This is a genomic window from Dellaglioa sp. CoH-56-MRSF-13 (assembly GCF_056782095.1).
In genome coordinates, this window is the sequence record NZ_JBXAYC010000006.1 from 60,869 (window position 1) to 68,059 (window position 7,191).

9 protein-coding genes are annotated in these 7,191 nt (G+C 33.5%); 3 read left to right on the forward strand and 6 right to left on the reverse strand.

What is annotated here, in order from left to right:
- Positions 1–6: 6 nt before the first annotated feature.
- From AC1RP1_RS06680 to AC1RP1_RS06695, 4 genes are all read right to left on the reverse strand, one after another.
- The gene (locus tag AC1RP1_RS06680) at positions 7–312 is read right to left on the reverse strand and encodes a DUF1033 family protein (RefSeq protein WP_481761855.1); all 306 of its coding nucleotides are present in this window, start codon (positions 310–312) and stop codon (positions 7–9) included.
- Positions 313–432: 120 nt separating this feature from the next.
- Complete coding sequence (gene trmL / locus AC1RP1_RS06685) at positions 433–945, reverse strand: tRNA (uridine(34)/cytosine(34)/5-carboxymethylaminomethyluridine(34)-2'-O)-methyltransferase TrmL (protein WP_409021458.1); 513 nt, start codon at positions 943–945, stop codon at positions 433–435.
- A gap of 178 nt (positions 946–1,123) precedes the next feature.
- Positions 1,124–1,996 carry a methyltransferase domain-containing protein gene (locus AC1RP1_RS06690; protein ID WP_481761856.1) on the reverse strand — a complete coding sequence of 291 codons (873 nt, stop codon included), beginning with the start codon at positions 1,994–1,996 and terminating at the stop codon, positions 1,124–1,126.
- 46 nt (positions 1,997–2,042) lie between these two features.
- Positions 2,043–2,546, reverse strand: a complete 504-nt coding sequence (locus AC1RP1_RS06695) for a YbaK/EbsC family protein (RefSeq protein WP_481761863.1) — start codon at positions 2,544–2,546, stop codon at positions 2,043–2,045.
- Positions 2,547–2,731: 185 nt separating this feature from the next.
- Between AC1RP1_RS06695 and guaC the strand changes: the two genes are divergently transcribed.
- Positions 2,732–3,709 (forward strand): GMP reductase, encoded by a 978-nt coding sequence (gene guaC, locus AC1RP1_RS06700; RefSeq protein ID WP_481761857.1) that lies wholly within the window; start codon positions 2,732–2,734, stop codon positions 3,707–3,709.
- Between the two features lie 29 nt (positions 3,710–3,738).
- Here guaC and AC1RP1_RS06705 read toward each other — a convergent pair whose 3' ends face one another.
- Positions 3,739–4,917: an AI-2E family transporter gene (locus AC1RP1_RS06705; protein WP_481761858.1), complete on the reverse strand. Its 1,179-nt coding sequence runs from the start codon at positions 4,915–4,917 to the stop codon at positions 3,739–3,741.
- A 14-nt stretch (positions 4,918–4,931) separates the two neighbouring features.
- Positions 4,932–5,285, reverse strand: coding sequence for a PTS glucitol/sorbitol transporter subunit IIA (locus AC1RP1_RS06710; RefSeq protein ID WP_409021462.1), 354 nt, complete (start codon positions 5,283–5,285; stop codon positions 4,932–4,934).
- A 125-nt stretch (positions 5,286–5,410) separates the two neighbouring features.
- Here AC1RP1_RS06710 and AC1RP1_RS06715 point away from each other — a divergent pair, with 125 nt between their 5' ends.
- Together AC1RP1_RS06715 and AC1RP1_RS06720 are read left to right on the forward strand one after the other, a co-directional pair.
- A complete protein-coding gene (locus AC1RP1_RS06715) occupies positions 5,411–6,436 on the forward strand; it encodes a lactonase family protein (RefSeq protein ID WP_481761859.1) in 1,026 nt (341 codons plus the stop codon).
- Positions 6,437–6,448: 12 nt separating this feature from the next.
- Entirely contained in the window at positions 6,449–7,087 is a 639-nt protein-coding gene (locus AC1RP1_RS06720) for a copper homeostasis protein CutC (RefSeq protein WP_481761860.1), read from the forward strand.
- Positions 7,088–7,191: the final 104 nt, after the last annotated feature.

A 7,191-nucleotide genomic window follows, 5' to 3' on the forward strand; every position in this document is an offset into this window, starting at 1 on the left:
ATGTTATTAACTCTCTTTTTTGGCTGTAATTTCTTTGCCATCTTTAACTAACAGTAACCCTTGATATAACTGTAAATCATCACCACAATCTGAACAATAATCCATTTGTTCCTCATTCCAAAATGCTGTCAAAAATTGACGTTTACTTTTTTGATGGCTAAATTCAGTGGTAAATGCGCTAGATTGTTCCTCAAAAAAAGCCATCGCTTCATCCATTGAATCAAAATCAACTGTTTTTTGAATATGACTTTTCCAATCATCAAAAAACCACCATGGTTCATCAAATCCAAACATTGTTATTACTTGAAACAAGTTAGCTCACACCCTTCCATTTTATAAAATGACTGTTCATCATAAATACCGGTTTATTTCTTAACCCGAAGCAAGTATAACCCATTTATGAATTTCTAGTCTATAAAATGCTCAAGCTACTTATTTTAGCTTATCATTTTCATACGTGTGTGTTTTATCTAGATTTAAAAAGTCTTGTTGTCTAAGTGTTTCATAAATTACAATAGCAGCTGAATTAGATAAGTTTAAGGCACGAATGTGCGTATCATCTTGTGGAATTCGGATTGCTTTCTCTTCATTTTGGCGCATAAAGTTTTCAGGAAGACCTGTTGTCTCTTTACCAAACAAGAAGTAATAGTCCTTATTCACATCAGAATAATCTACTTGTGAATAAGTTTGCGGTGCAAATTTTGAAACCAAAAAAAGTTGTTTCTGATCTGGAATAGATGCTAAAAAATCTTGTAAATTTTTATGATACGTAATTTTTACTTTATCCCAATAGTCTAGTCCAGCACGTTTTAAATATTTATCGTCTGTTGAAAATCCTAAGGGCTCAATTAAATGTAGTTCAGTATCCGTTCCAGCACAAGTTCTAGCAATATTACCTGTATTAGCAGGCATAAGTGGTTCAAATAATGCAATATGATTCGTCAAAAATTAACATCCTTTCAAAAAATCGTTATTATTTTAGGCAACAAAAAAACGCATCATTTCGGTGTGGGCACGGCGAAAAGATACGTTAATGAAGATCAATTTCCAGAAGCTGACAACATCGTCGACAGTCTCTAAACAACCGAATTCGTATACTCATAATACCACAGCAATTTATTCGTTACAACACTGATTCTAACTTATTTTTACGATATTTTAATAGTGTAACGTCAACCGTAATTTTGGTTAAAGGTTGTTTTTTAGCTTTAGCCTGATTATCTGTTGTAGCTCCCCAATGTAAAGGAGTCATTTCGAGTAAGGCAGGAAACAAGCCTTCTGGAATATCGAATTGATAACTAATTGTAATTTGTTCAGAGTCAGGATAATTTTCTTTAAACAGATTTAAAACCTTTTCATTACTATAACTCCTATTATGACTCTCTTCGTTATATAGAAGTTCGCGTAATTCAACTAAGTAATTTGAATTTGGAATGATTTTTAATAACTGCCCGCCATCCTTTAATACTCGATCAAATTCTGTATAAGCAGAAGGCGAAAAAATATCAATAATTGTTGAAAATGACTTATTATTAAATGGTAGTTTAGCCAAATCAGCAATACAATAAAAAGCATCTGTCTCTTGTTGTGTCGCATAATTGATTGCATCTTTTGAAATATCAAATCCAACGTAAGTGTCTTTAGCATTTTGGCGTGTTACTTCTATATCATGAAGTGGTGTTCCCTCTCCACAACCTACATCCATAATTGTTTCTTCTTCATCAGAAAGCTGCTCAAGAATTTTATCCGTAATCGGTTTAAACAAGCCTGCTTGTAATAACTGTCTCCTTGCTAACCACATATCCAATTCATAATCACTTTTAACCCCATGATTCAAGAAAAAAAGAGTTCCTTTTTTTGATAAATCTATTTGATGATTTTCAGGGCAAAACATCGTCTGGCCTTCAACTTTACTGTAGGGGTTTAAGCAGACAGGACATCTAAATAAATCGATTTTATTTTTTAAAAATACGGCACTTTTCTCAATTTTTTTCAATTTACACTTATTCCTTTTTATCGTTTATTTTACATTCAATAGCTATTTATTTTTCAATGTTAATGTAATGACCTTTAACCAATTCAACAAGTTCTTCACGTTTTACGCCAACAGAACGACCAACTTTACCAGCTGAAACCCAAATTTTATCGAACTCTTGAATTCGTTCATCAAAATAAATGGGAAATCCTTTTCGAACATTAATTCCAATTGGTGTATTTGCGCCATGAACGTAACCAGTAATATTGATTAAATTTTTATTATCTGCTAAATGCAATTGTTTTTCATTTAATTCACGTGCTACTAATTTTAAATCAATTTCAAAAGTAATAGGAAGGCAAACAACTACGTAATCTCTATCACCGTTACTTCCCTGTAAAACAATTGTTTTTAAAATACTTCTTTCATCCGTTCCTAGTTCTTTAGCTTCTTTGCTTGAATCCATTTGTCGACCACCTAAAAAATCAAAAGTATAGCTCTCAAATTCAATATGATTTTGATCTAAAATGCGTTCGTCATTTGTTTTTTTTACTTTTTCTTTTTTTGCGATAATAATCACTCCCAAAATAATTATAGCACGACGTCTATCTCTTCACGTATTCTTATTTAATTTTCGATTTATTTCAAAAATATGTTGACTAAATTCGCTAAATAGCGTAAATTATCAGTTGGTTACTGATAATAATTTAATAAATACTAAAAATAGTTCGTGTTTAAAAGAAATGGGGAAATATTATGCCAGTTTTTGATTATGAAGATATTCAGCTCGTCCCTAACAAATGTATTGTAAATAGCCGTTCCGAAGTCGATACATCTATTCAATTTGGCCCTCGCCGTTTTAAACTACCCGTTGTACCTGCGAATATGCAGACAATTATCGATGAACCGTTAGCAGAATGGCTTGCATCAAATGACTATTTCTATGTCATGCACCGTTTCGATGAAGAGAGTCGCTTACCTTTCGTCAAAAAAATGCATGCAAAAGGTTTGTTTGCTTCTATTAGTGTTGGCGTTAAACCACATGAATGGGCATTAATTGAAGAGCTTGCCGATGCTGATTTAATTCCAGAATATATAACAATTGATGTGGCGCATGGCCACGCACAAAGTGTCATTGATTTAATTCATCATATTAAAAAATGGTTACCAGAGTCATTTCTAATTGCTGGAAATGTTGGCACACCTGAAGGCGTTAGAGAACTAGAAAATGCTGGTGCAGATGCAACTAAGGTTGGTATTGGACCCGGAAAAGTTTGCATCACTAAAATTAAAACTGGATTCGGTACCGGCGGGTGGCAATTAGCCGCTCTTAGATTATGTTCTAAAGCAGCAAGTAAACCAATTATCACTGATGGTGGTATAAGAACTCATGGTGATATTGCTAAGTCAGTCAGATTTGGGGCCTCAATGTGTATGATTGGTTCACTCTTTGCTGGTCACAAACAAAGTCCTGGTGATTTAATTGAAAAAGATGGTAATCTATTTAAAAGTTATTTTGGCTCTGCCTCTGAATATCAAAAAGGTAGCCACACTAATGTTGAAGGTAAAAAAATGCTCGTTCCTTTTAAAGGTGACATTCATGAAACTTTACTTGAAATGCAACAAGATTTACAATCTTCAATTTCTTATGCTGGTGGTAATTCTCTCTCTGCACTTGAAAAAGTCGATTATGTAATTGTTAAAAATTCAATTTTTAACGGTGATACGCTTTAATCAAAAAAGTTAGACAAAATAAAATTTGTCTAACTTTTTTGATTATCTTTATTCGTTTTCTCTGATTCGTCATACAAACCAGAATCCTTTTTATACCATACAAAAATCCGCGTTACAATAACTTTTAGAATTGCATATCCTGGGATTCCAAAAATAACACCTATTAATCCAAAAACCCGTCCCGAACCTAATAAAACAATTAAAATTGTAACGGGATGGATTGCTAAACTACTTCCAAGAATCAATGGAGAAATCAATCTTGCTTCAATTGTTTGTTCAACAATAAAAACAACAATAACCTTTATCAACATAATTGGTGACACGAAAGCAGCAATTACTAGTGCAGGAATCATCGCTAGAAAAGAGCCTAAATAAGGAATTAAATTCAAAAAACCTGCCAAAATCCCTAACGTTAAAGCAAACTTAAGACCAACTACTGAAAAACCAATAACAAATAATATGGCCACAAAGAATGCTACCGTTAACTGACCTCGGATATATTGACTGACTTGTAAATTAATTTCATCTAATAATTCAATGATTGATTTGCGATATCTTACTGGGAAAAAATTTGATAAATACTCAGGTAAATCGTGCCCATCTTTTAATAAATAAAATAAGATAAAGGGTGCTGTTACTAATCCAATGATAAATGTCGTTACAGTACCAACAACGCTACCTAAAGAATCAACTGTTGATCCAATAACTGAGCTCGCTTTTTTGGATACTGTTCCTACGATATCTGTATTTATTTTTTCAATTGAAGTTTTAATAGTATCAAATAAAGATGACGACATAAAATCATTCGTTTGATGTGTGATATTTGACCAATACGTCGGCCAATTTTTAATAATACTAATTGTTTGTGTTTGTACAGCAGGAATCAAAACGACAATCCCCCATACTAAAAACCCAGAAATTACTATAAATACAACTGTAATAACCAAACTTCGATTCAATTTAAAGCGCGTTTCACAAAAATCTATCAATGGGGATATTAAATAATACAGCACGCCAGCTAAAACAATTGGGAAGCCAATAATGCTTAATAACTCTCCAATTGGTGCGAAAAACCAGCCCACTTGTGCTAACATAAAAATAATTAGCAAACTTAACAAAACAATTGATAAAATGCTAACTGTTTTATTATTAACAACCCATTTCCAAAACCATGATCGTTGTGAAGTCGATTTTTCATTTGGGAGCATTTTAATCTACTCCTTTACTTATACGTGATTGTATTACCGACTTTAAAAGTTGGCAATACATGCGGTGTTAAATAAATACCATTTGGTTGTGGATGTTCTGGAACTTCCATAAAGAACAAGGTAGCATGCCCAACCGACTCAAAATTACTTGAAACTAACTCTCCAGCGAAATCAATTTTATAAGTTTGTTCATTAATAATCATTTCATCACCTGTTTTTGGCGAAATAATTTTTTTATCATCTTCAAATGATTGAATGACAGAAACTTGTCTTAAATCATCCGTTGCACTCTGATTGAAAAGGATAACAATAGGTTCCTTTTTTGAGATGGCATCTTTTCCAATTTCTTCAATTCTTGCTGTAATCATACTTTATCGTCTCCCTTATCCTTTATAGTTACCTATAATTATAGCATAGTCCCCAGTATAAATAATAACGTTTACAAAAATATATGATATAATATTGACAATATCATGAGGAGGTATTTGTAACTATGAAAGAGACTATTTTGTTTGGTACATATACAAAAAAGACAAGTACTGGTATCCAACGAGCTCAACTTGATACAATTGAAAAAAAAGTTTCTAACGCTACACCCTATATAAAGGTTGAAAATCCAACTTATCTCACGAAATCGGACAAAGGTGTCTTATATACCGTTTCAAAGAGGTCAGATTTAGGTGGTATATCAGCCTTTACCCTTGCATCAGAAAATCCCCAATTTTTAAATGACGTTTCAGCTGAAGGCGCTCCGCCTGCTTACGTTGCTGTTGATAATAACCGTCAATTAGTCTACAGCTCAAACTACCATAAGGGTCTTATTTCCATTTCAAAAATTCAAACTGATGGCTCATTAGCTCTTATTAATGAAGTTACAAATGAAGGTCATGGTCCAAAACCAGAACAAACAAGCTCTCATATTCATTTCACTGATTTAACACCAGACAATAGGTTAGTTGTTTGTGACCTTGGAACTGATCAAGTGTTAACTTTTGATGTGTCAGATAATGGTGCTATTAAACAAATTGCTGAGTATCGTTCAGAGCCTGGGTTCGGTTCTCGTCATATTGTTTTCCATAAAAATGGAAAATTAGCATACTTAGCTGGAGAGCTCTCAAGTGAAGTTTCGTTACTTAGCTACAATCAAACGGATGGTTCATTTAAAGAGATTCAAACACTTTCATCAATTCCATCTGATTGGAATGCTCATAACGGAATTGCTGCTATTCGCATTTCTAAAGATAGCCGCTTTTTGTATGTCTCTAATCGCGGAAACAACTCAATTGCTTGTTATTCACTTGCTGTTGATGGCACAATGACACTTATTCAACTTATTTCAACTGAAGGTGACTTTCCTCGTGATTTCAGTTTAAATAAAACAGAACAATTTTTGGTTGTTGCTAACCAAAACACTGATAATGCTACCTTATTCGAACGTGATTCAACCTCTGGTAAATTAACTTTACTTCAAAAAGATATTGCCGTTCCAGAATCCGTTTGCGTTTATTTTGAAAATTAGGAGAAATTAAATTTGTTAATTAAAGAAGTTGCAGTTGAAAATTTTACTGATATCCCAAAACAATTTGCCGCTGGTGCTAATCGTTTTGAACTTTGCGATAATCTTGCTGTCGGTGGTACAACTGTCAGTAAAGGTGTTATGTCTGAAACAATGCGTTATGCACAGGACAATGAAGTCCCTGTAATGGCAATGATTCGTCCCCGTGGCGGAAATTTCGTTTATAACGATACCGAATTAAAAATTATGGAGGCTGATTTATTTCAGGCTCAACAACTTGGTGTAGATGGCGTCGTATTTGGCGCTTTAGATACGAATAATAACTTAGACATAGAGGCGATGGAGTTTTTAATTGCAGCAAGTGGTGGCATGCAAATCACTTTCCATATGGCTTTTGATGAAATTCCTAATAATGCACAACTTGATGCGCTATCTTGGTTAGCAGAGCATGATATCGATCGTGTTTTAACGCATGGCGGATCACTTGATAAGCCTATCGAGGAAACGTTACCCCACCTCAAAGAAATTATTGACTGGTCAAACGGTCTCATTAAAATTGTTCCAGGTGGCGGTATTACACTTGATAATGTTGATACTATTGCTGCTAAATTAAACGTTAAAGAGCTTCATGGTACAAAAATAATTTTAAAATAATCATCTAAAAAGGTTCCAACAACTTCATGTACTAGGCCCTGTCAAGTTGACGGATGAAATAATATAAAATTTAATATGTTTCTAAATGGCTTTATCCCAGTATT

Bases quoted from the DNA above. Each gene is read 5' to 3' on its own strand.
- AC1RP1_RS06710 (WP_409021462.1), bottom strand. From the start codon at position 5,285: ATGATTACAGCAAGAATTGAAGAAATTGGAAAAGATGCCATCTCAAAA.
- AC1RP1_RS06715 (WP_481761859.1), top strand. From the start codon at position 5,411: ATGAAAGAGACTATTTTGTTTGGTACATATACAAAAAAGACAAGTACT.
- AC1RP1_RS06705 (WP_481761858.1), bottom strand. From the start codon at position 4,917: ATGCTCCCAAATGAAAAATCGACTTCACAACGATCATGGTTTTGGAAA.
- guaC (WP_481761857.1), top strand. From the start codon at position 2,732: ATGCCAGTTTTTGATTATGAAGATATTCAGCTCGTCCCTAACAAATGT.